We start from the raw sequence: 24,215 nt of genomic DNA, 5'->3' as shown, positions 1-24,215 counted from the left end.
AGGGTGCTGGGGAATGTTGTTCGTGCGCTCGGTCCACCACCAACCACCGACATCGGGACGCGGCGCGCCAGGTCACTATGACTGTTGATCGAGGGGTACAGCGTGCGCGAGTGATATTCTGAGTGCGTGCTGTTCAGGCTGCTTCTTAGTTGCCGCGACGGGGCCTAACATCCAGGCCGCCCCGTCGCGGGGTTTGTCCTGCCTGATCCAACCTTTCTTGCGAGGAAACTGATGCAGCAGAACACCGTCCCAGTCGAAGAAGTCGTGCCAGCAACCGGCACGCGCACCGGCCATCCCAAACATGCCGCCCCGTCGCCGCAGCCGCGAACCCTTGCGGAAAAGATCTGGGAAGACCACCTCGTCGCCAAGGGGGAGGACGGAACACCCGACCTCATCTACATCGACCTTCACCTCCTCCACGAAGTGACGAGCCCGCAGGCGTTCGACGGGCTCCGTCTCGCCGGGCGGCCGGTGCGCCGTCCGGACCTGACGATTGCGACCGAAGACCACAACACCCCCACGCTCGCCATCGACAAGCCCATCGCCGATCTCACGAGCCGCACGCAGATCGAAACCCTGCGCAAGAACGCCGCTGAATTCGGCGTGCGACTGCACTCTCTCGGCGACATCGAACAGGGCATCGTCCACGTCGTCGGACCGCAGCTTGGGCTGACCATGCCCGGGATCACGGTCGTGTGTGGTGATTCGCACACATCGACGCACGGCGCATTCGGGGCGATGGCGTTCGGAATAGGCACGAGCGAAGTGGAGCATGTGCTCGCCACCCAGACACTGCCGCTCAAGGCGTTCAAGACGATGGCCATCAACGTCGAGGGAACCCTCCGCCCCGGAGTCACTGCGAAGGACATCATTCTCGCCGTGATCGCCAAGATCGGCACAGGCGGCGGCCAGGGGTATGTGCTCGAGTACCGTGGCTCCGCGATTCGCGCGCTCTCGATGGAGGGCCGGATGACGATCTGCAACATGTCGATCGAAGCCGGCGCGCGTGCAGGCATGGTCGCACCGGATGAGACGACATACGCCTATCTCAAAGGTCGCCCACATGCCCCGGAGGGTGCCGACTGGGATGCCGCTGTCGCGTACTGGAACACGCTGCCCACCGACGAGGGTGCCGTGTTCGACGCCGAGGTGCACCTCGATGCGGACACGCTTGATCCCTTCGTGACCTGGGGTACGAACCCTGGCCAGGGTGTTTCGCTGAGCGACACCGTGCCGGACCCGCATTCCATCACAGACCCGAACGAGCGCGCAGCGGCCGAACGCGCCCTCGAATACATGGACCTCGCGGCAGGAACGCCGATGAAGCAGATCCCCGTCGACGCGGTCTTCATGGGCTCGTGCACGAACAGCCGAATCGAAGACCTCCGTGCTTTCGCATCCGTCATCGAAGGAAAGAAGAAAGCAGACGGCGTCCGTGTCATGGTCGTCCCCGGTTCAGCCCGGGTCCGGATCGAAGCGGAGGCCGAAGGTCTCGACAAGATCATCACCGACTTCGGCGCTGAATGGCGCTTCGCCGGCTGTTCGATGTGCCTGGGTATGAACCCGGACCAGCTCGCGCCTGGTGAGCGTTGCGCATCGACAAGCAACCGCAACTTCGAGGGACGCCAGGGCAAAGGCGGTCGCACCCACCTGGTGTCGCCGCTCGTCGCAGCGGCGACCGCTATCCGCGGCACCCTGTCCAGCCCCGCCGACCTCGAAGGAGCGAACTGACCATGGAGAAATTCACCACAGTCACCGGTATCGCCGCGCCGCTCACCAGATCCAACGTCGACACCGACCAGATCATCCCTGCGGCCTATCTGAAGCGAGTCACCAAGACCGGTTTTGAGGACGCACTCTTCGCGGCCTGGCGGCAGGACCCTGCCTTCGTGCTCAACCAGCCGGCATTCCAAGGCGCGAAGGTCCTTGTCGCCGGGTCGGATTTCGGCACCGGTTCCTCCCGCGAGCACGCTGTGTGGGCGCTTCGCGACTTCGGGTTCCAGGTCATCCTCAGCCCGCGCTTCGGAGACATATTCCGTGGCAACTCAGGCAAACAAGGATTGCTGGCCGCGCAGATCTCCGAGGACGACACGAAGAAGATCTGGGCGCTGATAGATGCCCAGCCGGGAATAGAGATAACCGTCGATCTGGTTGCACAGACAGTTGCTATCGGTGACCTCACGGTTTCGTTCGAGATCGATGATTACACTAGGTGGCGGCTCCTCGAAGGGTTGGACGACATCGGCCTCACCCTGCGCAACGAAGCACAGATCACCCAGTTCGAGGCTTCAAGAGAGTCATGGCGACCCAAGACTCTTCCGATCAAGTAAGGCAGCGCAGGTAATACATTTGAGTTCACTTCTTCAGGACGCATCACGGGCGGGAGCCAGCGTGGGCCTCAAAGGCGACACAATCACCATCCACGGTGGACGTCCGCTCCGCGGCCGCATCGAACTCAAAGGAGCAAAGAACCTCGTCACCAAGGCGATGGTTGCTGCGATCCTTGGGGAGACCCCGAGCGTGTTGCGCGACGTTCCTGACATCAGCGATGTGCGCGTCGTCCGGGGACTGCTCGACGTCCACGGCGTCAAAGTCACAAGCGACGAGGAGGGCGTGCTCCACCTCGACCCCTCCAACGTCGAGAGCGCCCACATGGCCGACATCGACGCGCACGCCGGCTCGAGCAGGATCCCGATCCTGTTCTGCGGCCCGCTGCTGCACCGGCTCGGCGAGGCGTTCATCCCCGACCTCGGCGGATGCCGCATCGGCGACCGCCCGATCGACTACCACCTCGAAGTTCTCCGCCAGTTCGGAGCCGTCGTCGAGAAGCAGCCGAGCGGCATCCGGATGTCTGCGCCCAACGGTCTCAAGGGCACCAAAGTTCACCTTCCGTACCCGAGCGTCGGCGCCACCGAACAGGTGCTCCTCACCGCCGTTCGTGCCGAAGGGATCACCGAGCTTCGCGGCGCGGCGATCGAGCCCGAGATCATGGACCTGATCAACATCCTGCAGAAGATGGGTGCGATCATCACGGTCGACACCGACCGGGTCATCCGCATCGAGGGTGTCGACCGCCTCGACGGGTACTCGCACACGGCCCTCTTCGACCGCAACGAGGCCGCCAGCTGGGCAGCAGCGGCACTCGCCACCGAGGGTGACATCTTCGTCGGCGGCGCACGCCAGGCCGAGATGCTCACCTTCCTCAACGTCTTCCGCAAGGTCGGTGGCAAGTTCGACATCGCTGATGATGGCATCCGGTTCTACCACCCGGGAACCCAGCTCAACCCGGTCATCATCGAGACCGACGTGCACCCTGGTTTCATGACCGACTGGCAGCAGCCTCTCGTCGTCGCTCTGACCAAGGCGAAGGGTGTGTCGATTGTTCACGAGACCGTTTACGAGCAGCGGTTCGGCTTTGTCGACGCGCTGGTTGAAATGGGCGCGACCATCCAGGTCCACAAGGAGTGCCTGGGCGGACAGGCCTGCCGGTTCGGTCAGAGGAACTTCAACCACTCAGCCGTCATCTCAGGCCCGACGCACCTTCGCGGCGCCGACATCGTCGTGCCCGACCTTCGCGGCGGCTTCTCCCACCTCATCGCGGCCCTGAGTGCGGAGGGAACGTCCAGGGTTTCGAACGTCGGCATCATCAGCCGCGGCTACGAGAACTTCATCGCCAAGCTGGAACAGCTGGGAGCAGATTTCGTTCTCGAAGGCTGATGGCCGTGTCGGAGACCGAAAAGCGCCGGCGAGCGAGCCCGGAGAAGACCCGGCCGTCGATCTATTGGCTGCTGGCGTGCATCGCTCTGCCTCCAGCCCGGCTGATGATGAAGATCCGCATCCAGGACAGGCACAAGCTGCCCGTTTCCGGACCCTTCGTCCTCGCCCCGAACCACTTCAGTGAGATCGACCCGATCGTCATCGGTATCGCCGTTTGGAAGATGGGCCGCGCGCCTCGGTTCATGGCGAAGGCCGGACTCTTCACGGTCCCCGTCGTCGGCTGGCTGCTGACAAAATCCGGCCAGATTCCTGTGAAGCGTGCAGGGTCGACCAGAGACAGCGATCCGGTGCAGGCCGGCGGCCTCCTGGTGGAGAAGGGTCAGGGCGTCGTCATCTACCCGGAGGGATCGCTCACCCGCGATCCCGACCTGTGGCCGATGCGCGGCAAAACCGGAGCGGTCCGGGTGGCGTTGACCAACGGCATCCCGATCATCCCGATCGCGCACTGGGGCACAGACAAGGTGATGGCTCGCTACTCGCGCAAGATCAACCTCTTTCCGGCGAAGCCCATCGACGTCAAGGTCGGAGACCCGGTCGACCTGTCGGCGTTTGCGGGCCGTCCGCTCGACGCCGCCACTCTCGCCGAGGCGACAGCGGTCGTCATGAAGGAGATCACCGCGCTGCTGGAGGATCTCCGCGGCGAGAAGGCTCCGGACGAGCTGTGGGATCCGAGCAAGCACAACCAGAAGGACACGGGGCGATTTTGAGCCGACGACTCACTCATCCGGCCCGGGTTGCGGTGCTCGGCACCGGCAGTTGGGGCACCACGTTCGGTAAGATCCTCGCCGACGGCGGTGCGGACGTAACCATGTGGGCGCGTCGGCCAGAACTGGCCCGCGAGATCGCGAAGCAGCACCGCAACAGCGACTACCTGCCCGGCGTACAACTACCCGCCAACCTCACCGCGACCTCAAACCTGGCTGACGCGCTTCGAGGCGCACAGCAGGTGTTCATCGCGGTGCCCAGCCAGTCGCTGCGGGACAACCTCGTCGCCGTGCGGCCGCACCTCGAGCCCGAGACGATCGTGATCTCGCTCATGAAGGGTGTCGAGAAACGGTCAGGACTGCGGATGAGCGAAGTTCTCCGGCAGGGTCTAGACATCGACCCGTCACGGATCGCCGTGGCGTCCGGCCCCAACCTCGCACTCGAGATCGCGCGCGAACAGCCGACCGCTGCCGTCATCTCATCGGTGAGCCTGGAGACCGCGCAGGCCGTCGCGCTGCTCGCCCGCAACCGGTACTTTCGCACCTTCGTCAACACGGATGTCATCGGCACCGAATTCGGCGGCGTCCTCAAGAACCTCATCGCCGTTGCGATAGGCATCGTCGATGGCGTCGGCTACGGCGAGAACACCAAAGCATCCATCATCACCCGTGGCCTCGTCGAGATGACGGACTTCGCGGTAGCGCAGGGGGCGCAGGCCGAAACCCTCTCCGGGCTTGCTGGCCTTGGCGACCTGATCGCGACCTGCCAGTCACCGCTGTCCCGCAACAACACCGCCGGCCGCCTGCTCGGGCAGGGGTACAGCTTCTCCGCTGTCGTCAAGCAGATGCAGCAGACGGCTGAAGGCCTCGCCTCGGTCGCCCCCATTCTGGAACTTGCGAGGTCCATCGGTGTGGAGATGCCGATCGTCGAACAGGTCAAGCAGGTTCTCGACGGCACACTGGACCCCAAAGACATTGCACCTCACCTCACGACAGACAGCGACGAGCCCCAGGGCGAAAGGACGAACGATGACGCAGAAGCGCCTGGTGGTGGTGTTGTTTGGAGGTCGGTCAAGCGAGCATTCAATCAGCTGCGCGACGGCGGGCGGAGTCCTCAACGCGATTGACCGCGACCTGTTCGAGGTGATCCCGGTCGGAATCACCCGCGACGGCGCTTTCGTGCTCGAGGAGGACGACCCGGCGAAGTTCGCCCTCGATCCGGCTCACCTGCCGGAGGTCGTCGACAACGGGTCGCGCGTGTGCTGGCCCGACAGCATCCGTTCCCGCGAACTGCGGGTGACGACGGCGGATGGCGCTGAGCGGTCGCTCGGCAGCCCGGACATCGTGTTCCCGATCCTGCACGGCCCGTTCGGCGAGGACGGCACGCTGCAGGGCATGCTGGAGCTCGTCGGGTACCCCTATGTCGGCAGCGGCGTGCTCGCATCGGCACTCGGGATGGACAAACACTTCACCAAGACGGTGCTCGAACACGCCGGTATCGCCGTGGCGCCGTGGCGAACAGTCACCGCCGAGGACTACCGGGCGCGCCCCGCCGTCGCGGCAGAGGCGCTCGAAGCGCTCGGGTCGCCGGTCTTCGTCAAACCCGCTCGGGCCGGGTCCAGCGTCGGGGTGAGCCGCGTCTCCGACGCCGCAGAACTCGATGCCGCCATGGCGACCGCGTTCGCCGAGGACTGGAAGGTTCTCGTCGAAGCCGGTGTACCGGGTCGGGAACTGGAGATCGCCGTTCTCGGCGGTCGTCCGGGGGAGCCCGCACGGGCATCCGTCGCGGGGGAGATCGTGTTGTCCGGCCGGGAGTTCTACGACTTCGATGCCAAATACCTCGACGCCCCGGGCATCGACCTGGTCTGCCCGGCGGAACTGACCGACGAGGAACTTGCCGAACTGCAGCGCGTCGCCATCCGGGCGTTCGAAGCGATCGGGGCTGAGGGACTCGCTCGGGTCGACTTCTTCCTGCCCGCAGACGGCGGCGTCATCGTCAACGAGGTCAACACGATGCCCGGCTTCACGCCGATCTCGATGTTCCCCACCTGCTGGATCCGGTCAGGGCTCAGCTACTCCGACCTCATCACCGAGCTGCTCGACGTGGCTGCGGCGCGGCGGGGCGCCTGAGCCGTTCGCGGCCGGTTCACGCGTTCCGGACCGGTTCATCCGGTGCGCCGGGTGAGTGCGACCGCAGCGGGTGGATTCGTGTGCTCAACCGGTGGCGAGCGGGAACTATTCGATGACGTCTCCCGGCGCAAGGCACGCCGACGTGGCCGGGACCACCTGGACCGCCGACGTGAGGTCGATCAGTGCGGTCGTGCCGGAGACGCCGCCCGTGTCGGGATCCGCGTTGATGACCACCTCGACGGCTGGGTCACGCCCGTAGGTCGTGTATCGGTAGGTGTCCTCGGCCGCCTCGGACTCGTCGGCGATCCAGTCGACGCCGTTGAGGGCGATGCAGGTATCGGTCGTCGGACCAGGAACGGTAACACCGCAGTGCAGAAGAACAGCAGCCGGATCGCCCCAGGCACCGGTCGCCTGGGCTGTTGTTTCACGCTTGGGCTTGTCAGCGACCGTGTCGGGCAGGCGCACGATCACATCGGCGCATGCCGGGTCGTTCGCATTATCGGCCGGCTGGAGCGGCACGGCCTGGACACAACCCGTAAGCAGCGTCGTCGCGAGGGCGACGAGAACTGTGGTGCGGGCGAGGGAGCGAAGCGCGGTGCGGGAGGACATCACTCTCAGGCTACCGTTGAACGCATGATCGAGAGCCCTGAGAAGCCTGAACGGCGCCCCGAATTCGACACGGTGGGCGATCTGCACGAGTTGGCGGTGCTCGACCGCATCTTTCCGCTGCTCCCCGTCGCCGACAGCCAGCTTCTCGGCCCGGGGGATGATGCCGCAGTGCTCGCTGCCCCTGATGGACGCTTCGTCGTCACGACGGACATGATGGTCCACGGCCCGGACTTCCGGCTGGCCTGGTCGCAGCCGCACGACCTCGGCTGGAAAGCTGCCGCGTCGAACCTTGCCGACGTAGCCGCCATGGGTGCGAGGCCGACGGGCCTCGTCGTGGCCATCGCCGCGACCCCGAATACTCCGGTCAGCGTCCTCGAAGGCATTTCGGCGGGTCTGCGCGACGCCTGCGCGCTCCTGGCGCCGGGCTGCGGAGTCGTCGGGGGAGACATGTCCGTCTCGGACACCCTCACCCTCGTGGTGACCGCGTTCGGGGATCTCGAGGGTCGGTCTCCCGTGCTGCGGAGCGGAGCGAGGGTCGGTGATGTCGTCGCCCTCGCCGGGAACGCGGGCGTCGCCGCCGCCGGGCTACGCCTGCTGTTCGAGGAGGGGGTCGACGTGAACGGCAACCCGGATGCGGCTGCGGCTGCTGCCCTGCGCGCCCGCGAACCGCGCCTCGTGGGAATGCAACTGGCTCCGACACCGCCGATCTCCTCGGGGGTGGACGCGGCCGTCGCCGGTGCCACCGCCATGCTCGACGTCTCGGACGGCCTCGCGCTCGACGCAGCCCGGATCGCCCGTGCCAGCGCTGTCCGCATCGACCTGCACCGGGACGCGCTCGGCGAGGATGCGGAATCGGCACTGCGCGGGGGAGAAGACCACGCTCTGCTCGCCACCTTCGGACCGGACACCGAGCTTCCCGACGGGTTCAGGCTGATCGGCAGGGTCCTCGCCGGAAGCGGCGTGTCGCTCGACGGGCAAGCCGTCGGCGGAGTGCTCGGATGGGACCCGTACGTCGGCTGGGACGGCCGCACCGGTTGAGCGGTGCGCGTAACTCCGCCGGATCGGCCGGGGTGTCAGGCGGGGTGGGGGAGCACAGCCGGTTCGGGGCCGCTGAGCCCTGGGATTGGCGGAGTTCTGCGCACGAGGGCAAGCGCGTCCGTGGTCCGAGCTAACAGGAGCGCTATTCGGCGGCCGGCACCGCCCACCACACCATGGTCTCGCCGTATTTCTTCGAACGCACTGGAGTGAGCGTGGCCGGCCAGGCTGGCTCTGGCGTCCTGGAGCTCCGTTCGACGACCACGAGGGCGTCCTGCGACAGGATGCGGGGAAGCGTCGCCAGGTTCGTCGTGAGCTCGGCGTCGGGAAGGTCGTACGGCGGGTCCAGAAAAACGAGGTCGAAGGTGCCGACGGCTGAGTCGAGGTAGCTCTGCACGGAGCGTGCGGCCACCGTCACGGTCAGCTTGCCCGGCGACGCCTTCTGTACCGCGAGCGCGTTGCTGCGGCACACCGCGGCAGCGCTCGCCGCCCGTTCTACGAGGACCACCTCAGAGGCCCCGCGGCTCGCAGCTTCGAGACCGAGAGCTCCCGAACCGGCGTACAGGTCGAGAACCTGCGCGCCGTCCACCGCATCCCGAGCCTCGAGCGCTGAGAACATCGCCTCACGCACGTGGTCGCTTGTCGGCCGGGTTCCGGACTTCGGCACTTTCAGGGCCAGGGACCCGGCGAACCCGGACACGATTCTCGTCACCCGCCCAACAGTACCGGTGCAACGACGGCCCCGAGGCGCGCCGTGAAGGGGACCGGTCATCGGCTCGACCCGTCGGTGGTGATGCTTAGACTCGACGTATGCCGACCGACCCCACCGCCACCAAGCTCGACGGTGTGCTCGGAGGGCGGACCGCCGCCGCGTTCAAGCGGGCATTCGGCGTGGTGACTGTCGGCGACTTCCTCGAGCATTACCCGCGCCGCTATGCGAAACGCGGCGAACTGACAGCGCTGAACCGGATCCCGGTCGGCGAGAGCGTCACCATCGTTGCTGAGGTTCTCACCGTGCAGGAACGGCCGATGAAGGCACGGCGCGGGTCGATCCTCGAAGTCCGGATCACCGACGGCCAGGGAATCCTCGTCCTCACCTTCTTCAACCAGACCTGGCGATCGAAGGAACTCGCGCCCGGCGTTCGCGGCATCTTCGCAGGCAAGGTGGGCGATTACAAAGGCGTGCTCCAGCTCGCCCACCCCGATTATGAACTCTTCGAAGCCGCCGAGAAGAGCACGAGCGCCGACGCCGCCCGTTCCTGGGCGATGACGCCGATTCCGATCTACCCGGCCACCGCGAGTGTCGCGAGCTGGCAGGTGGCGAAGGCCATGGCAGTCGTGCTTGATGGGCTCGGGCCGCTTCCGGACCCGATCCCAGACGAGGTCCGTACCCGCGAGAACCTCCTCAGCTACGGCGAAGCGCTTGAACGAATCCATCGCCCCAAAACGGATGCCGACGCGCACGTCGCCCGTGACACCCTCCGTCATCGGGAGGCGTTCCTCCTGCAAGCCGCGCTGCTCCAACAACGACAGCTCGCGAAACTCGAGGAAACCACCCCGAGGATCGCGGCACCGGATGGCCTGCTCGAACGCTTCGACGCAGCCCTGCCGTTCACTCTCACGGGTGATCAGAAGCTGGTGGGCGCTGAGATCGCCCGGGATCTGGGGCAATCGGTGCCGATGAACCGTCTGGTACAGGGCGAGGTCGGCTCAGGGAAGACGCTCGTCGCGCTGCGGGCCATGCTGACCGTCGCCGAATCGGGCGGCCAGGCAGCAATCCTCGCGCCGACGGAAGTCCTCGCAGGCCAGCACCTCCGGTCGATCGTGAAGTCGCTCGGCCCCGACCTCGCGGCCCGTCTCATGCCGACCCTGCTCACCGGGCAGATGCCCGTCGCCGAGCGCAGGCGTGCCATGTTGAGGATCGTGAGTGGCCAGGCGAAGATCGTCATCGGTACCCACGCGCTGCTGAGCGAAAGCGTGACCTTCTACGATCTCGGCCTCATCGTGGTCGACGAGCAGCACCGTTTCGGCGTCGAGCAGCGGGAGACGCTTCGGCAGAAGGGCACCCGGCCTCCGCACGTGCTCGTCCTGACGGCCACGCCCATTCCGCGCACCGTCGCGATGACGGTGTTCGGCGATCTCGACGTGAGTACCATCCGCGAGCTGCCCGCAGGCCGGGCGGGGATCGAGACGTTCGTGGTCGGGCTCGTCGATCATCCGGCGTGGATTTCCCGGGCGTGGGCCCGGCTCTCCGAGGAGGTGGCCGCGGGCAGGCAGGCCTTCGTCGTCTGTCCGGCCATCGACGTGGGTGAGCCGGAAGACGACGGTGAGCCACCCGTAGAGGGCGAAACGGTCGCGACCCCGGAATCGCCGGAGCGGCCCCGCGCCACCGTCGTCGGCACTCTTACGGAACTCTCGTCGATCGAGGCGACCCGTTCCCTCCGGCTGGCGTCGCTTCACGGCCGGATGCCGAGCGATGAGAAGGATTCGATCATGCGGCAGTTCGCGGCAGGCGGTATCGACATCCTGGTGGCCACCACGGTGATCGAGGTGGGTGTCGACGTGCCGAACGCGGCGGCGATGGTCGTCCTGGATGCTGACCGGTTCGGGGTATCACAACTGCACCAGCTGCGCGGCCGGGTCGGGCGGGGCAGCCTGCCCGGGCTGTGCCTGCTCGTCACAGCCGCCGAGCCCGGCAGCATCGCGCGTGAACGTGTGGATGCCGTCGCCGCCACCCTCGACGGCTTCGAGCTCGCGCAGGTCGACCTCGAACTCCGGCAGGAGGGCGACGTTCTCGGCAGCGCCCAGTCCGGCGGTCGTTCTTCGCTCAAACTACTCCGCGTCGCCCACGACGGCGATCTCATCAGCCTGGCACGCTCCGAGGCGGCAGCTGTGCTCGATTCCGACCCCGCACTGTCCGAGCACCCAGCACTTCGTGCGGCGCTCGAGCACCGTGTCGATGCATCCGCTCGCGCAGCTCTGTCAAAAAACTGAGTTCCCATCACACCCGAACGGGCGTCCAGCAGAGCCTGACCGTTTTCTGTCTGTCATGGCTTCGTGATTGATGCGCCCGCTAGGCTTGAGGAATGCAAAGGATCGCCGTCGTTCCGGGCTCATTTGACCCTGTCACCCTGGGTCATCTGGACGTCATCGTTCGCGCCGCTGGAATGTTCGACGAACTTCACGTCCTGGTCGTGCACAACCCGGCCAAGACGGCGCTGCTGCCGATCGCCGAGCGAGTCTCCCTTCTGGAGACGTCGATTCAGGATGCCGGTTCTCCAGGCAACATCGTCGTCGCCTCGTGGAGCGTGGGGCTCCTTGTGGACTACGCGACAGACGTCGGAGCTTCCGTTCTGGTGAAGGGGATCCGTTCGCAGGTCGACGTCGCCTACGAAACACCGATGGCGATCGTGAACAGGCACCTGGCCGGCGTCGAGACGATCTTCATGCTGCCTGATCCTGCCCACGCCCACGTGTCCAGTTCGCTCGTGCGGCAGGTGTCCGGTCTGGGCGGCGACGTCAGCCCCTATGTTCCCGCCGCTGTGGCCGACTTCCTCAAGAGATCATGACCAGCCTGCCCACCCATGCCCCGACGGACGGCTCATCCGGCTTCGTCGACGATGCGGTGGGGCTGCCCACCGCTGAGGCACACCGGCTCGCCGGCGACATCGTCCGTAACGTCGAGTCGGTGATCGACGGCAAACATGGTGCGGTGCGGACCGCACTGACCGTCCTGCTTGCCGAAGGACACCTCCTCATCGAGGACGTCCCCGGTGTCGGAAAGACGATGCTCGCCAAGGCACTGGCGAGGAGCATTCACGCGACGGTGAGCCGGATCCAGTTCACCCCGGACCTGCTGCCGAGCGACGTCACAGGAATTTCCGTCTACAACCAGGCTGACCGTCGTTTCGAATTCAAGCCAGGCGCTGTCTTCGCGAATATCGTCATCGGCGACGAGATCAACCGGGCATCGCCGAAGACCCAGTCTGCTCTCCTGGAGTGCATGGAGGAACGCCAGGTCACCGTCGACGGTTCCACATATCCGTTGTCCAGCCCGTTCACGGTCATCGCGACGCAGAACCCCATCGAGATGGAAGGCACGTACGCGCTGCCCGAAGCCCAGCGCGACCGGTTCATGGCACGGATCTCCATGGGGTACCCAGACGAAACCTCTGAGCTGAGCATGCTCACCACCCGCGACACGTCCAACCCGTTGTCGACTCTCGAACCGGTCGTCTCCGGGGCGTCGCTCCAGCGCATGATGATTTCGGTGCGCAACGTGTACGTCTCGGCGAGCGTGAAAGAGTACGCAGTCGGTATCGTCCGCGCCACCCGTTCACACCCGGATCTCCGTCTCGGGGCGAGCCCACGGGCGACGCTGCAACTCGTGCGGGCGGCCAAGGCGCTTTCGCTCGTGTCGGGACGCGATTTTGTGCTTCCGGACGACATCGATGAACTCGCCCTTCCCGTGCTCGGTCACCGCCTCATGCCGACCAGCAGGGCACTCGGTCACCACCAGCGCAGCGATGACCTCATCGCCGACCTGATTCGCGGCATCCTCGAAACAGCGGTAGTCCCGCCGTCGAACACGAGGTAACCATGCGCGCCGCCCAGCCAGGCCGATTCCGCGCCGTTCATCCAACCGCGCGAGGCTGGGGCGTGTTGATCGTGGCAACGGCTGTTCTCGTTGCGGCCACGGTCATCGACAGACGCGAAGGTCTTTTTCTCTTCCTGTTCCTGATTCTGCTGTTCACCGGGTCTGCCGTCTACGTGCGCACGCACCGCCCCCGCCTCATGGCCACCCGCACGTTCTCGCCCGCTTCCGTCTCCGTGGGTGAACCGGCTCTTGTGCGGACCATCGTCGAGACGCGGGATGACGACATCTCCGCGATCGCGTCCTGGCGTGATGACGTGCCGCCCGTGTTCGCGCGAGTGCCGAGGGGCGAACTGCCACGTAAGTTGCCGGGAAGTGTCCGCGGCTATCGCGCCCTGCTCGAGTACGAACTCCGGTCGGCTCACCGCGGGCGCTTCCTCATCGGACCACTGCGGGTCACTCACGGTGACCCGTTCGGGCTCGTCACCACCGAACGACGGATCGCCGGCCCCCAGCCGCTGACCGTCACTCCCCGGGTCACGGTGCTCGCAGACGCCGGTCTCCGGTCGTCGAGCGGCGACGGTGCGCAGCATGACCTCAATATGCTCACCACGCAACGCGCCGACGAACTGATCGCCCGCGAGTACCGCGCGGGTGACCCGCTCCGCCGGGTGCACTGGAGGCAGACAGCGCGGCGTGGAGAGCTCATGGTGCGACAGGAGGAGCAGGAGGGTGACCCCGAAGCGGCATTGCTCCTCGACACGTCGTTCGCGGTGAAGAACCAGGCGGTTGGCGCGACTTCGCCAGCGCACTTCGAGCGTATGGTCGAACTTGCCGCCTCGCTTGGCATCCATCTGCTCGACGCCGGGTATGCGGTCTCCCTCATCGAAAGTGCGACGGATGCCGCCCCCTCCGCCGACGGGACGGTGCCTTACCGGATTTCCCGCATCGCGTCGAGTGACCCGGGCGGGTTGCTCGACATCCTCGCCCAGACCGAACGGTTCAGCGTCCCGGACCTCTACGACGTCAGCGCAGGGCTGCACCCCGTGATCCGGCGTACAGGCAGCGTCATGCCGGTCTTCGCGATCCTTGGACGGCTTTCACCGCTCGGCGCGCGCGGTCTCGTCGCTACCAAGGTCAACGCCGATCCCGCGGTCGTGTTCCTCACCAGAACGGGCGGTTCCACGGCCCGTCCCAACTTCGACGAGGTACGCACGCTCGCGGATGCCGGCTGGCGCACCGCGCTCACCGACGAGCAAACGAGTGTCGAGTCGGCGTGGACCCGCGTCGCCTTCAGGAAATCGGCCGCGGTAGGAAAGCCGGAGTCTCATGTCCGTTCTTAGCCCGCCTCGACCAGACGTGACGTCCCGCAGCGGCACCGCGGCACCCGTTGGCGGCGACCACGCCGAACGCCGCTCCCGCGCACACCGCCTCTGGCCGATGAGCTGGGCATTGATCCTCCTTTACCTCGTCACGGTCTCGACCCTCAGCCCGCTTCTCGCCGGGGCGTCCTGGTGGCTCGGCATCGCGGTCCTGGGCACTGTTGTGCTCGCGTCTGCTGCAGCGGCACGGTCCTTGGGGGTGCGCACCTGGGTTGCCACGATCGTGGGCGCCGTCGTCTGGCTGGGCCTTCTCATCCTCTTCTTCGCCCCGGACGCATCGTTCGTGCTCGTGCTGCCCACCTTCGACACGCCCGGTGTGTTCGTTGAACTGGGTAGGGACGGTCTTCGGTCGATCGCGCGACAGGGCACACCCGCCGAAGCGGACATGGGCATCCGTTTCATCCTCGCGATCGGGGCTGGGGCCTTCGCGCTCCTGCTCGACGCGGTAGCTGTCGCCGGACGGATGGCTGCTGTTGTCGGCTTCCCTGCGGTCGCCATCGCCCTCGTCCCGGGGTTCGTGAACGGCCACATCAACCTCGTGGCCCTCGCTCTGTGCGGAGCTGCGTTCCTTCTGGTGCTCTGGACGGACACCAGGGTGCGGCGGTTGTCGACGTCACGGCCGTCAGGGGTTCTCGGCATCGGCGCTCTCACGGTGATCGGGTCGCTTCTCTTCGCTGCTGCGGCGCCTGGGTACAACGGCGAGAGCCTGATTCCCTCCGGCGGAGGCTCCGTTTTCGGCCGAGGAGTGAGCCCGCTCGTCGACCTGGGGAAGGATCTTCGCCGCCCGGGCGGCGCCCAGCAGTTCTCCTATACGACGTCCACCGATGAATCCTTGTACTTCCGGCTGCTGACTCTTGACGAGTTCAACGGCACGACGTGGTCGGCAGGAAACGACAGGGTGCGCGAGCTGAACGAGCCGGGCACCCTGATGGACGTGCCCGGTCTCTCTGATGAGATTCTGACCGAGCCGACGACGACCACCGTGCAGGTCGACGGCATGGTGGCGCCGTGGCTGCCTGTGCCGTTCCCCAGCGTGCGGGTCGTCGGCGCGGAAGGGCGGTGGATGTGGGACATGGAAGGGCTGACGCTGTCGAGCAGGCTGTCCGGTGCCGGTGGCCAGAGCTACATCGCCGAAAGTGTCCTGATCCAGCCCACGCGGGAGCAGCTCATCGCCGCGCAGCCAGAGGTCCCTCCGAACGTCGACCGCTTCCTCGCACTTCCCGAAGATATCCCCCCGATCCTGACCGAGACTCTCGCCGCGATCACCGCCGAGACCGACAACGCCTATGACACGGCGTTCGCCATCCAGCAGTACCTCCGGGGTTCCCCGTTCCTCTATTCGCTCGAGGCGCCTGTCGATGACGGATACGACGGCGACGGGTTCGACGTGATCGCGACGTTCCTGGAGAAGAAGAGCGGATACTGTGTGCACTTCGCTTCAGCGATGGCGGTCCTGTCCCGGATGGCAGGCATCCCCGCCCGCGTTTCGCTCGGCTACCTGCCCGGCGACCGGGTTGTCGGTGCGGAATCCAGGCTCACCTACACGGTCGGAACAGACGACCTGCACTCCTGGCCCGAACTGTATTTCAGCGGTGTCGGCTGGGTCCCGTTCGAGCCCACTCCTGGCCGCGGCGTCGTGCCCGACTATGCGCGCCCCCAGTCCTCGGGCGCGGACGGACGCAATGTGCAGGACGCACGGACGAGCGAACGCGCACAGGGAGACCAGGCGCCTGTCCTCCCGCCGTCGACGACATCCTCCACAGGAGAAGGAGCGGTAGAGCCTCCCGCCGAACTGCTCACCAGCGCCGCCCTGTTCTTTCTCCTTCTCCTCGGTTCGCCTGGACTCCTCCGAGCGTCCCGCAGACGCTCCCGTACACGTGCGCTGCACTCGGGCCGGGCGGGACCGGTGACGGCGTGGCGGGAGATATCAGATGCCGCCCAGGATTATGGGATGCCCGTCAGCGAGGCCGACACGCCGCGGGCTTTCTCCGCCGCCCTTTCCAGCCGATCCGCGTTCACGACCCAGGAAGAGAAGGCGCTTGCCTCGCTGCTCGACGCGGTCGAACGCGTGAGGTTCGCCGATCCGGACCGGGCCACCCTTCGACTGGTCGGGCCGAGTCTCGCGGCCAACACCGAAACAGTGACCGGCGCACTGCGTCGGCGTGCCGGATTCATGGACCGGGTCCGAGCCACGATCGCACCTGCATCCGTTCTGTCCCCGGTATACCGCGGCAGGGTTCCCGAGCCGGCCTGATCCGCCTTTCCCGCCGATTCAGCGGGTACGCAGGTGCGCCCTTCAGTGCGCGATAGAATCGTGGGTGTGAGTAAATACAAGAAGCTGCCGTTCGCGGTCAATATCCGCGACCTGGTGCGGCGACCGGGAGAGATGCGCGAACATGACCTCGTCGTTCCCGCCCCCGAGCAGTTCGGGGAGGGCCTCGTCGCCGTCCGCGAAGGCACTCCGATCCATCAGAGGGTCCGGCTGGAGTCCGTCCACGAGGGCGTCCTCGTCACCGCAGAGATCGAAACGGTCGCCGCCGGCGTGTGCGGAAGATGCCTTATTGACATTACCCAGGGTGTCCAAGTCGAGTTTCAGGAACTTTTCGCGTACTCTGAGAGCGAAGCCTCTGACTACGAGGTTCACGATGACCACGTGGATCTTGAACCTCTCATCAGAGACGCAGTGGTTTTGTCGCTGCCGTTTCAGCCGGTATGCCAGCCAGATTGCCCCGGACTCGACCCAGAGACCGGCGAGCGGCTGGCAGAAAACCCGGACAGAAAACCCCAAGAGACCGTCGATCCTCGCTGGTCCGCGCTCGCCGGGTTTACCCCAGACCCAGGCTCCGACAACTCGGATGCTGTAAGCAAAGAAGAGAGATAAGACATGGCTGTTCCGAAGCGCAAAATGTCACGAGCCTCTACCCGTGCACGCCGTGCACAGTGGAAGGCCGAAGCCCCGACCCTGGTCAAGACCGTTGAGAACGGCAAGACCACCTACAGCCTGCCGCACCGCGCCAAGGTTGTCGAAGACTCCGCCGGCACGGCACTCTTCATGGAATACAAGGGCCGCAAGGTCGCCGACGTCTAGTCTGCGGCGTCGCTGACCCTGCATCGAAACTGATGGCGGACAGTTCGACAGACCGAGGGCCGCTTCTGGCGACCCTCGGTGTGTCACTTAACCCGGCGGTGCTTGAGCATGCGCTCACCCACCGCTCTTTCGCGTACGAAAACGGCGGCATTCCGCACAACGAGCGCCTCGAGTTTCTCGGTGACTCCGTGCTCGGCCTGTCAGTCACGCAGAAGCTCTACCGGGAGAATCCGGATCTTCCCGAAGGGGCCCTCGCGAAGATGCGCGCCAGTGTCGTCTCGACCGTGGCGCTGGCCGAGATCGCCCACACCATCGGGCTCGGCAGCTACCTCCGTCTTGGCCGCGGCGAGGAACTCACCGGTGGCCGGGAGAAGGCCTCGATCCTCGCCGACACCATGGAAGCGCTGATCGGTGCCGTGTATCTCGACCAGGGACTCGACACCGCCAGCGCCCTGGTACTGCGGCTGGTCGAACCGCTGCTCGCCGACCCCGCACGGTTCGGCGCTGCGATGGATCCGAAGACGAGCCTCCAGGAAGCGGCTGCCGCGCATCACGCTCCCGTGCCCGTGTACACGATGAAGAGCTCAGGACCCGACCACGACCGTGTCTTCGTCGCCACGGTCACCGTCGGCGACCTGGTGACCGCCGTCGGGCAGGGTTCGAGCAAGAAGCATGCCGAGATGGCCGCGGCGCTGACAGCGTGGACCGAGCTGAGTGCCCGAACTCCCTGAGGTCGAGGTCGTTCGCGCCGGCCTTGAACCCGCCGTGACCGGCGCCCTCATCACCGGCGTCGATGTTCTCGACTCCCGCTCCCTGAGACGCCACGACGCGGCATCCGGAACGTTCATCGACGTCCTCGAGGGGCGCCGGATTCTCGCTGCCGTCCGGCGCGGAAAATTCCTCTGGTTCCCGCTCGAGAACGGCACAGCACTCGTCACCCACCTCGGAATGAGCGGCCAGATGCTGTTGCGGGCGCCCGGTGTGGACGACCGGCTGACGAGGATCCGCATCGGTATCGAGTCGCCGGACCACGGCGAGCTGCTGGTCAACTTCGTCGACCAGCGCATCTTCGGCGGCATGGCCGTCGACAGGATGCTTCCCACCGGCGACGGCTTTCCTGGCGGGTTCTCCGGCGCCGTCGTCGGCCCAGCACTCGTACCCAGCCAGGTCGCTCACATCGCCCGCGACCCGCTCGATCCGGCGTTCGACGACGGGCGGTTTGTTGGGGTGCTCGGGCGCAAGGCGACAGGAATCAAGCGGGCGCTGCTCGATCAGACCCTCATCTCGGGCATCGGCAACATTTACGCCGATGAGGCACTGTGGGCAGCGAAGGTCCATTACGAGCAGCAGTCGGCGACGCTCTCCGGTCGCCGTGCGGTGGTGCTGCTCGCGGAGATCCGAGCCGTGCTCGCCAAGGCACTGGCCGAGGGCGGTACGAGCTTCGACGCGCAGTACGTGAACGTGAATGGGGTATCCGGGTACTTCGCCCACAGCCTCAATGCGTACGGCAGGCAGGGCCAGCCCTGTATGCGCTGCGGCACGGCGATCCGGCGGGAGAAGTTCATGAACCGCTCGTCGCACTTCTGCCCGCGTTGCCAGCGCCGCCGCTGAGCGGCGGGGAGTCGCCAGACATCGTCGTCCCGGTCACTGGAGCGTTGAGTTCGGGCAAAATGTCGTCAGGCGTCGAGTGAGGCGGCCTCTTGTGGCAAATCGAGCCGCTGGGGGCGACCGGGCGCGTGCACCTGCACGAACGCTCCGCAAGAACTCAAACTGTCTTCTTCCACGCTGCCTCATAGCCCACCGGTACGAAACCGACCGCCTCATTGACGTCGAGCATCGGGCGATTCTCCTCCGCGTTATACGTCGTCACGCGCGGGGTGGCCGGTGAGACGCGCATCAGCAGCTCGAGGTTCGCGACCTTGAGCAGCGTGCCGAGGCGGTGCCCGCGGTGCTCCTTGAGAACAAGCGTGTCGCCCTGGCCGGCCGGCCGCCCCTCCACCTCGGGCAGGGCGAGATCGGTGAACCCCACGAGCCGGTTCGGCTCCCGGTGCAGTGCGGCGGAGGTGAGGTTCACCCTCCCGCCGGCCGCGTTCATGTCGTCGAGGTTCCTCACGCGCGCCTCGTCCCACTGCTCTTCGGCGAACTCGATGGCGGCCATCGGGGCATCCGTCGACATCCGCTGGTGCAATCGCGCCATGTCGCTGAGCCATTCCTCGGGGCAACTGCCCACCCACTGGAGGACTTCGTACCCCGCGGCGTGCGAAGCGGCATCCGTCTTCCTGCGGGCGAGGAGCGCAGAGTCGACCGGCAAATCGATCCGTGATATGCGGTCCACCTGCTCGAGCTGATACCCGTGCGACCGAGCGAACCGCGCGGCGGCTGAGTTGCTGTCGATCGCCCCGAAACCGGTCGGCGGCACGAGAACATCGTCGGTGGCCGCAGGCGGGTGTGAACTCCACGACTGGATCACGCGGAACCCGTCAGCCGCGGCGGTGGCTTCGAGCACCCTGAGCAGCGACGTGCCCACCCCACGCCGTCGAACGGGTTCGGCCACCTGAACTTCAATGAACGCGGCCGGCGCGCCCTCCTCCAACTGCCATTCGTAGACGCCTCGACCGACGATCCTCCCGTCGATGCGGGCGAGGAACAAGCGTTTCGGTGCGAAGGCGTCCTGGTAGAACGGCAGCAATTCCTTCGCCGTCGCATCGAGGTCATCGGTTCCGAGGATCTCGGCCTCGATCGCGTTCCGCATGGCCACCATCTCGGCGAAGTCATCGCCGCCCTCGGCCTCGAGGCTCTCCGGGATGGAGAACTCGTGAATGGTCAGCCCGTCGACAAAGTCGGCGCTCATGGCAGCTCCAGAGATCGTGTCAGCCTCCCGCATCCGGGCAGCCGACCAGCTTAGCGAAAGAGAGACTCCGGTGACCAGCCGCCATCGACGCCGTCAGGACGCGAGCGACACCGCCGCACGCCGGTGAATCGCGTCGGCGCCGCGTGCTGCCGAGTCGGAGGTGCGGATGGCGCTGGCCCGCGTCTCCCAGGAATTGCACGAAGTCTCCGCGCACGGCAAGGTCAGCGGCGATGCCGAAGGCCGGCGGGAGGTTCCCGCCGCCATCCCAGGTCACGAACACGACGTTCGCCATGGTCTTTCCTTCACATTTCTGCGAGTGGGAGTTGCGTCACCTGCTATCGATCTCGGTGGCGTCGGCGCGCGAAACAAGGGATGTCGCTGATGGCCGGTACCGTAGGGGCGGAGCCCCGCCATCCCAGCCGGCACCCCCGATAGTCCGAAAGGCCGCGCGTGTATTTGAAGAGCCTCACCCTCAAGGGCTTCAAGTCGTTCGCGCAACCGACCACCTTCGCCTTCGAACCCGGCGTCACCTGCGTCGTCGGTCCGAACGGCTCAGGTAAGTCCAATGTCGTCGACGCGCTCGCCTGGGTGATGGGGGAGCAGGGCGCGAAAACCCTGCGCGGCGGCAAGATGGAAGACGTCATCTTCGCCGGCACGTCGACGCGCGGACCGCTCGGTCGCGCCCAGGTTCTGCTCACGATCGACAACTCCGACGGGGCGCTTCCGATCGACTACACCGAGGTCACGATCTCGCGAACATTGTTCCGCAACGGGGGCAGTGACTACGCGATCAACGGGGAGAACTGCCGGCTCCTGGACGTTCAGGAGCTACTCAGCGACTCAGGGCTCGGCCGTGAGATGCACGTCATCGTGGGGCAGGGCCAGCTGGATGCCGTACTGCGCGCCAGCCCCGAGGAACGCCGTGGATTCATCGAGGAAGCGGCCGGAATCCTCAAGCACCGCCGGCGCAAGGAGAAGACCCTGCGCAAGCTTGACGCCATGCAGACCAACCTGACCAGGCTCAGCGACCTCGCGGGTGAGATCCGCCGTCAGCTCAAGCCGCTCGGCCGTCAGGCGGAGGTGGCCCGCGAGGCGCAGACCATCGCGGCGATCGTCCGCGACGCGCGGGCCCGCATCCTTGCCGACGACGTCGTCGCGCTTCGTCGTGCGCTCGACGACCACGGCCGGACCGAGAGCGAACGTCGCACCGAGCGGATCGTGCTGCAGGAGCAACTCGAGCAGAAACAGCTCCGCATCGCCCGCATCGAGCAGGCGCAGGTCGGCGACGCCGTCGACAGCGCCCGCCGCACGAGCTTCGCGCTCGAATCCGCCCAGGAACGGCTCCGAAACCTCTTCACTCTCGCCAACCAGCGGCTCGCGCTTCTCGGCTCGCAGGGAGATGCGCAGGATGCCGGCCCCAGCGTCACCCGGTCGATGGTCGACGACGCGCACGCCGAGGTGGCGCGGCTCACAGAGACGATCGCAACCGCGGAGAGCGCGTGGCAGCGCGCGCAAGCGGGCACGGCGGCAGCGCGCAGCCGGCTCGACGCGGTCGACACGGAGATCGCCGCCCAAAGCGCCCTCGTCTCGCGTCACGACCTCGAGATCACGAAATTGACCGGGCAGGCCGAGACCGCCGCATCCCGCCTCGCCGCTGTCCGAGGCGAACGGCTCCGCCAGGAAAACGCCCTCGATGCCGCAACCGATCGCCGCCGCGCGGCCCAGCAGCAGCTCGACGAGGTCGAGGAATCAGCCGGCGACGTCGATGCGGGGGAGAGCGGCCTCGACGAAGCCTACGAACTCGCCCAGGCGGCGGTGTTCGAAGCGGAGGCAGAGATCGAACGCCTCCGCGATCTGCTGCACGGACACGAGCGGGAACGCGACGCGCTCGCCGCTCAGACGAGCGCGCTGTCCCGCGCCCTCGACATTCGGGACGGATCGAGCGACCTCGTCGCCGCCCGGCTGGATGGCATCCGCGGAGTCGTCGCCGACTCGGTGCAGGTCCGGCCCGGGTACGAGACGGCCATCGCCGCAGCCCTCGGCACGCTCGCCGACGCCGTGCTCGCCGAAGATCGCGCCGCCGCGGAACGCGCCCTGGAACACGCTCGAGAGAACGACCTGGGCCGCGTCGAAGTCGTCATCGCCGACGCCACCGGAACGAACGTCGACTGGCCGGAAATCCCGGGCGTGCAGAGCGCCGCATCCGTCGTCACCGCGCCAGACGGCATCCTGGGCATCCTGAACCACCTCGCCATAGCCGAAGACGTCGACGCGGCCCGCAAAGCCGTTCCTACCCTCACTGCGGCGGACCTCGGCGGTCCGGTCACCCTCGTTACCCGGGCGGGCGACGTGCTCACCGATTTCGTCCTGCGGGGAGGGTCCGGCGGCAAGCAGGGCCGCATCGAACTTCTCGCGGAGCGCGACACCGCCGTCGACCGTCTCGCCGATGTCACCACCCTGCTCGACGCGGTCCGCTTCGACTTGGCCGAGCACCGCGGCGTGCTCAGCGCGGCCAAGGAGCAATCGAAGAACACGCTCAGCGCCCTCCGCGAGTTCGACTCCCAGGTCGCAGCCCAGGCAGAGCGGCTCAACCGCGCGCGCGTGCAGGTGGAAGCATCGACCGCGGAGTTCGACCGGCTCAGCGCCGCATTTGCGCTGTCGAAGGATGCCGTCACCGCCGCCGAGACCGCCGCCGCGCAAGCCAGGGCAGAGCTCGACACCGCACAATCGCGTCCCCGCCCGATCCTCGACCTCTCCGCCCGCGAATCCCTCCTCGTCGAACTCGAGGTGGCCAGGGAACGCGAACTCGAGGCCCGGCTTCAGCTGGAGACCGCGCGGGAGCGGGTCCGTGCCGAAGAGCAACGAACGAGCAACCTGGTCAAGCAGATGGAAGCAGATCGCCTCGCCGCGGAGGCGGCAGCACGTCGTGCGGTGATCCGAGCCCGCCAGGTCGCCGCTGCCACCGGGGTCGCCGACGTGCTCCCCGCGGTTCTCGCATCCGTCGACCGGTCAGTCGCCGAGGCGAAACTCGTCCTCGAACGCGCTGAACAGGAACGCGCGAGCCAGAACGCGGAACTCGTCGCCATCCGTCGCGACGAGGCGGCGCTGCGGGAGCGGCTGCAGGCGATCACGGAGAACGTCCACGGGCTCGAACTACAGATCTACGAGAAAAAGCTGCACCTCTCGAGCCTGCTTGAACGGGCCGGATCCGAACTCGGGCTCGTCGAAGACGTCCTCGTCGCCGAGTACGGCCCAGACGTCCCCGTCCCTCCCGACAGCACCGATGCCACGCCGGGGGCCGCGCCAGCGGAGTCGCCGGCAGCATCCGACAGGGACGACGACCAGGAGGCCCTACCCGCCGGCATCCCGTATGACCGTGCCGCACAGCAGAAGAGACTCGAGAAAGCGGAGCGCACATTTGCGCAACTCGGCCGGGTGAACCCTCTCGCCCTCGAGGAATTCGCCGCCCTCGAACAGCGCCACGTATTCCTCACCGAGCAACTCACCGATCTCAGTAACACGCGCAAGGACCTGTTGTTGATCATCGAGGAGCTCGACGAGAAGATGCAGGTGATCTTCGGCGAGGCCTTCGACGACACGAAAGCCGCATTCGCCGACGTGTTTCCCGTTCTGTTCCCCGGCGGAACCGGCAGTATTTCGCTCACAAACCCTGCCGACCTGCTGACCACGGGCATCGAGGTCAGCGTCAAACCGGCCGGAAAGAAGATCGAACGCCTGTCCCTGCTCTCGGGCGGGGAACGGTCACTCGCTGCCGTCGCGCTTCTCATCGCCATCTTCAAGGCTCGGCCGAGCCCGTTCTACATCATGGATGAGGTGGAGGCGGCGCTCGATGACGCGAACCTCGGCCGCCTGCTCACCATCTTCGAGGATCTGCGCCGCACCAGCCAGCTCATCGTCATCACTCATCAGAAGCGCACGATGGAGATCGCGGACGCCCTCTACGGCGTCTCGATGCGCCAGGACGGCGTGTCAGCCGTCGTGGGGCAGCGCGTCGCCGCGCCCGAGGAGAAGGCGGGCTGAACGA

21 protein-coding genes are annotated in these 24,215 nt (G+C 66.5%); 17 read left to right on the top strand and 4 right to left on the bottom strand.

Going from position 1 to position 24,215, the window contains the following annotated elements:
- The first annotated feature begins 231 nt into the window (after window positions 1-231).
- The 6 genes from leuC to JWP90_RS11755 are packed head-to-tail and all read left to right on the top strand — an operon-like array spanning window position 232 to window position 6,611.
- Window positions 232-1,731 carry a 3-isopropylmalate dehydratase large subunit gene (gene leuC, locus JWP90_RS11780; RefSeq protein WP_297364304.1) on the top strand — a complete coding sequence of 500 codons (1,500 nt, stop codon included), beginning with the start codon at window positions 232-234 and terminating at the stop codon, window positions 1,729-1,731.
- A gap of 2 nt (window positions 1,732-1,733) precedes the next feature.
- Entirely contained in the window at window positions 1,734-2,330 is a 597-nt protein-coding gene (leuD, locus tag JWP90_RS11775) for a 3-isopropylmalate dehydratase small subunit (protein ID WP_297364301.1), read from the top strand.
- A gap of 19 nt (window positions 2,331-2,349) precedes the next feature.
- Window positions 2,350-3,717: a UDP-N-acetylglucosamine 1-carboxyvinyltransferase gene (gene murA, locus JWP90_RS11770; RefSeq protein WP_297364298.1), complete on the top strand. Its 1,368-nt coding sequence runs from the start codon at window positions 2,350-2,352 to the stop codon at window positions 3,715-3,717.
- 5 nt (window positions 3,718-3,722) lie between these two features.
- Window positions 3,723-4,484: a 1-acyl-sn-glycerol-3-phosphate acyltransferase gene (locus JWP90_RS11765; protein WP_297364295.1), complete on the top strand. Its 762-nt coding sequence runs from the start codon at window positions 3,723-3,725 to the stop codon at window positions 4,482-4,484.
- On the top strand, window positions 4,481-5,608 hold the full coding sequence (locus JWP90_RS11760; RefSeq protein ID WP_297364292.1) for an NAD(P)H-dependent glycerol-3-phosphate dehydrogenase: 1,128 nt from the start codon (window positions 4,481-4,483) through the stop codon (window positions 5,606-5,608). Before JWP90_RS11765 ends, JWP90_RS11760 begins: the two co-directional genes overlap by 4 nt.
- The gene (locus JWP90_RS11755) at window positions 5,511-6,611 is read left to right on the top strand and encodes a D-alanine--D-alanine ligase family protein (protein ID WP_297364289.1); all 1,101 of its coding nucleotides are present in this window, start codon (window positions 5,511-5,513) and stop codon (window positions 6,609-6,611) included. The genes JWP90_RS11760 and JWP90_RS11755 overlap by 98 nt, the downstream gene beginning before the upstream one ends.
- 105 nt (window positions 6,612-6,716) lie before the next feature.
- On the opposite strand, the gene JWP90_RS11750 is transcribed toward JWP90_RS11755, so the two are convergent.
- The gene (locus tag JWP90_RS11750) at window positions 6,717-7,220 is read right to left on the bottom strand and encodes a DUF3515 family protein (protein WP_297364286.1); all 504 of its coding nucleotides are present in this window, start codon (window positions 7,218-7,220) and stop codon (window positions 6,717-6,719) included.
- Between the two features lie 24 nt (window positions 7,221-7,244).
- On the opposite strand from JWP90_RS11750, the gene thiL reads away from it, so the two are divergent.
- On the top strand, window positions 7,245-8,258 hold the full coding sequence (thiL, locus tag JWP90_RS11745) for a thiamine-phosphate kinase (RefSeq protein WP_297364283.1): 1,014 nt from the start codon (window positions 7,245-7,247) through the stop codon (window positions 8,256-8,258).
- A 142-nt stretch (window positions 8,259-8,400) separates the two neighbouring features.
- On the opposite strand, the gene rsmD is transcribed toward thiL, so the two are convergent.
- Window positions 8,401-8,967, bottom strand: a complete 567-nt coding sequence (rsmD, locus tag JWP90_RS11740) for a 16S rRNA (guanine(966)-N(2))-methyltransferase RsmD (protein ID WP_297364280.1) — start codon at window positions 8,965-8,967, stop codon at window positions 8,401-8,403.
- Window positions 8,968-9,065: 98 nt separating this feature from the next.
- Here rsmD and JWP90_RS11735 point away from each other — a divergent pair, with 98 nt between their 5' ends.
- The 9 genes from JWP90_RS11735 (at window position 9,066) to mutM (ending at window position 18,930) form a co-directional block, all read left to right on the top strand.
- The gene (locus JWP90_RS11735; RefSeq protein ID WP_297364277.1) at window positions 9,066-11,249 is read left to right on the top strand and encodes an ATP-dependent DNA helicase RecG; all 2,184 of its coding nucleotides are present in this window, start codon (window positions 9,066-9,068) and stop codon (window positions 11,247-11,249) included.
- Between the two features lie 92 nt (window positions 11,250-11,341).
- Complete coding sequence (coaD, locus tag JWP90_RS11730) at window positions 11,342-11,824, top strand: pantetheine-phosphate adenylyltransferase (protein WP_297364274.1); 483 nt, start codon at window positions 11,342-11,344, stop codon at window positions 11,822-11,824.
- On the top strand, window positions 11,821-12,852 hold the full coding sequence (locus tag JWP90_RS11725) for a MoxR family ATPase (RefSeq protein WP_297364271.1): 1,032 nt from the start codon (window positions 11,821-11,823) through the stop codon (window positions 12,850-12,852). Before coaD ends, JWP90_RS11725 begins: the two co-directional genes overlap by 4 nt.
- A 62-nt stretch (window positions 12,853-12,914) precedes the next feature.
- Window positions 12,915-14,192: a DUF58 domain-containing protein gene (locus JWP90_RS11720; RefSeq protein WP_297364268.1), complete on the top strand. Its 1,278-nt coding sequence runs from the start codon at window positions 12,915-12,917 to the stop codon at window positions 14,190-14,192.
- Between the two features lie 16 nt (window positions 14,193-14,208).
- The gene (locus JWP90_RS11715) at window positions 14,209-16,485 is read left to right on the top strand and encodes a DUF3488 and transglutaminase-like domain-containing protein (protein ID WP_297364263.1); all 2,277 of its coding nucleotides are present in this window, start codon (window positions 14,209-14,211) and stop codon (window positions 16,483-16,485) included.
- Between the two features lie 132 nt (window positions 16,486-16,617).
- Window positions 16,618-17,112, top strand: coding sequence for a DUF177 domain-containing protein (locus JWP90_RS11710; RefSeq protein WP_297364346.1), 495 nt, complete (start codon window positions 16,618-16,620; stop codon window positions 17,110-17,112).
- A 3-nt stretch (window positions 17,113-17,115) separates the two neighbouring features.
- Window positions 17,116-17,319: a 50S ribosomal protein L32 gene (gene rpmF, locus JWP90_RS11705; protein ID WP_090709330.1), complete on the top strand. Its 204-nt coding sequence runs from the start codon at window positions 17,116-17,118 to the stop codon at window positions 17,317-17,319.
- 32 nt (window positions 17,320-17,351) lie between these two features.
- Window positions 17,352-18,050, top strand: coding sequence for a ribonuclease III (gene rnc / locus JWP90_RS11700; protein ID WP_297364259.1), 699 nt, complete (start codon window positions 17,352-17,354; stop codon window positions 18,048-18,050).
- Window positions 18,034-18,930, top strand: a complete 897-nt coding sequence (gene mutM / locus JWP90_RS11695; RefSeq protein WP_297364256.1) for a bifunctional DNA-formamidopyrimidine glycosylase/DNA-(apurinic or apyrimidinic site) lyase — start codon at window positions 18,034-18,036, stop codon at window positions 18,928-18,930. Before rnc ends, mutM begins: the two co-directional genes overlap by 17 nt.
- A 154-nt stretch (window positions 18,931-19,084) precedes the next feature.
- On the opposite strand, the gene JWP90_RS11690 is transcribed toward mutM, so the two are convergent.
- The gene (locus tag JWP90_RS11690; protein WP_297364253.1) at window positions 19,085-20,170 is read right to left on the bottom strand and encodes a GNAT family N-acetyltransferase; all 1,086 of its coding nucleotides are present in this window, start codon (window positions 20,168-20,170) and stop codon (window positions 19,085-19,087) included.
- A 19-nt stretch (window positions 20,171-20,189) separates the two neighbouring features.
- A complete protein-coding gene (locus tag JWP90_RS11685) occupies window positions 20,190-20,462 on the bottom strand; it encodes a hypothetical protein (RefSeq protein ID WP_297364250.1) in 273 nt (90 codons plus the stop codon).
- 158 nt (window positions 20,463-20,620) lie between these two features.
- Here JWP90_RS11685 and smc point away from each other — a divergent pair, with 158 nt between their 5' ends.
- Entirely contained in the window at window positions 20,621-24,211 is a 3,591-nt protein-coding gene (gene smc, locus JWP90_RS11680; RefSeq protein ID WP_297364247.1) for a chromosome segregation protein SMC, read from the top strand.
- Window positions 24,212-24,215 lie beyond the last annotated feature (4 nt).

The organism is Mycetocola sp. (assembly GCF_025464835.1).
Taxonomy (GTDB): Bacteria; Actinomycetota; Actinomycetes; order Actinomycetales; family Microbacteriaceae; genus Mycetocola_A.
This window is presented reverse-complemented; position numbering and strand designations above follow the sequence as displayed.

Excerpts from the sequence above, each read along its gene's own strand:
- JWP90_RS11755 (WP_297364289.1), top strand. The coding sequence starts at position 5,511 with ATGACGCAGAAGCGCCTGGTGGTGGTGTTGTTTGGAGGTCGGTCAAGC.
- leuC (WP_297364304.1), top strand. The coding sequence starts at position 232 with ATGCAGCAGAACACCGTCCCAGTCGAAGAAGTCGTGCCAGCAACCGGC.
- leuD (WP_297364301.1), top strand. The coding sequence starts at position 1,734 with ATGGAGAAATTCACCACAGTCACCGGTATCGCCGCGCCGCTCACCAGA.
- JWP90_RS11725 (WP_297364271.1), top strand. The coding sequence starts at position 11,821 with ATGACCAGCCTGCCCACCCATGCCCCGACGGACGGCTCATCCGGCTTC.
- JWP90_RS11685 (WP_297364250.1), bottom strand. The coding sequence starts at position 20,462 with ATGGCGAACGTCGTGTTCGTGACCTGGGATGGCGGCGGGAACCTCCCG.
- JWP90_RS11690 (WP_297364253.1), bottom strand. The coding sequence starts at position 20,170 with ATGAGCGCCGACTTTGTCGACGGGCTGACCATTCACGAGTTCTCCATC.
- coaD (WP_297364274.1), top strand. The coding sequence starts at position 11,342 with ATGCAAAGGATCGCCGTCGTTCCGGGCTCATTTGACCCTGTCACCCTG.
- thiL (WP_297364283.1), top strand. The coding sequence starts at position 7,245 with ATGATCGAGAGCCCTGAGAAGCCTGAACGGCGCCCCGAATTCGACACG.
- JWP90_RS11735 (WP_297364277.1), top strand. The coding sequence starts at position 9,066 with ATGCCGACCGACCCCACCGCCACCAAGCTCGACGGTGTGCTCGGAGGG.
- JWP90_RS11710 (WP_297364346.1), top strand. The coding sequence starts at position 16,618 with ATGCGCGAACATGACCTCGTCGTTCCCGCCCCCGAGCAGTTCGGGGAG.
- JWP90_RS11750 (WP_297364286.1), bottom strand. The coding sequence starts at position 7,220 with ATGTCCTCCCGCACCGCGCTTCGCTCCCTCGCCCGCACCACAGTTCTC.
- rpmF (WP_090709330.1), top strand. The coding sequence starts at position 17,116 with ATGGCTGTTCCGAAGCGCAAAATGTCACGAGCCTCTACCCGTGCACGC.
- rnc (WP_297364259.1), top strand. The coding sequence starts at position 17,352 with ATGGCGGACAGTTCGACAGACCGAGGGCCGCTTCTGGCGACCCTCGGT.